This is a genomic window from Helicobacter cappadocius, from assembly GCF_030688855.1.
In the GTDB taxonomy this organism is placed as follows: Bacteria; Campylobacterota; Campylobacteria; order Campylobacterales; family Helicobacteraceae; genus Helicobacter_J; species Helicobacter_J cappadocius.
This window is the reverse complement of sequence record NZ_JAUYZK010000028.1, coordinates 1-1,300: the sequence shown is the minus strand read 5'-3', so window position 1 is coordinate 1,300 and position 1,300 is coordinate 1. Positions and strand designations below refer to the sequence as shown.

The 1,300-nt window shown below is 32.7% G+C and carries 2 protein-coding genes; both read right to left on the bottom strand.

Translation table 11 applies throughout. The features are described from left to right. Positions 1 to 2: 2 nt before the first annotated feature. Positions 3 to 824, bottom strand: a complete 822-nt coding sequence (locus tag Q5I06_RS08645) for a restriction endonuclease subunit S (RefSeq protein WP_305520941.1) — start codon at positions 822 to 824, stop codon at positions 3 to 5. Further along, a partial coding sequence (locus Q5I06_RS08640) for a restriction endonuclease subunit S (protein ID WP_305520940.1) occupies positions 794 to 1,300 on the bottom strand: 507 nt, incomplete at its 5' end. The genes Q5I06_RS08640 and Q5I06_RS08645, both read right to left, overlap by 31 nt.

Here is a 1,300-nt window from a genome sequence, read left to right as displayed (position 1 = left end):
TTTTAACTTTCAACAAAAGCTATTTCTTCCTCTGATAGTTCGTAGAGTTCATAAACAAGTCGATTTATTTGCAAATCAAATTCAGAAATATCAGAATCCATATTCTGTTCTTTAAGTGTCAAAATCTCATCTGTCAATGAGATGATTTTATCTACTATATTTTGATTTTTTTCATTTATTTTTGGGATGGGAATTTTTTCTATATATTGTTTTATCCATCTAAAAGCACCCTCTCCTAAGCTAGAAGCTATAAGCTGCATATAAAAATAAATCAACTTTGAATTTAAAATAGCTAAATGATATTTGTTTGCATTGGGTATAAAATAACAAGTTTGATTAATAAAAATTCCATCATTATTATAAATAAAAGATGGATCTTTGGTCATTTCTGCCCACACAATCTTCTGCCTATTAAATTCGCTCATATAATTGCTTCCCCAGCGTTGAAGACAATACCATTCATACCTTATTCCTGTTTCATCTTTATTTCTATTGGATAGTTTGTCCTTATGTTCTAGTAGATGCATGTATAAACTTGGATAAAAATTTGATAAATCCTTTTCATTCTCTTCCATTGATTTTGGGTTTTGAGTATTTGGAAAATGCCAAGGAATAAATAAAATCCACTTTCCTGCCCATTCATAATACTGCTTCTTCCGCATCTGTATCTCCGCAGGAATCCCCAAAGAAATATCACTCACAAGCTCATCAAACTTATCCAAAATCCCCACAATCCGCTCCTGCTCCTCTAAGGGTGGGATGGGGATTTTGAAATTTGAAATTATTTGAGCATTTAAATTTTTTTGTGCCCCACCAGATACCATAGAAATAACTTTTCATAGCTATTTAATAAAACATAATATACATAGTTATAATTTGCCTTTGTATCATCCATAGTTATATTGCAACAAGCTTGATTGGTTGTTAAGGGTATTTTATTAATACCAACTCTCCCTGCAGTTGCACCATACATCGCTACAATTACAGAATTTTTTTCGATCCATTTTGCAGAAGAGTTTTCCAATCCTAAATTAGTAATTGTTTTTTCTGTTGCATAAATCCGACAATCTTTAACTTCTTTGGTGTTTAGCCAAGGAATATTTCCATCGTAGTATTCTTTTTTTGAAGTTAGAGGAGTCCCTCCAGATGTGATTTTCAATGCGATTTCCCCAAGAGTCTTGTATTCAACTAATCCCCCCCCCCCATCATTTTCAAAGCTGAGGAGTTTGTTCAAGTAGTATTTGTATTGTTTTTGTCTGAGTTTTAGCTCGGCTTCTAGTTCGCCCTCTAGTTCTGTGAA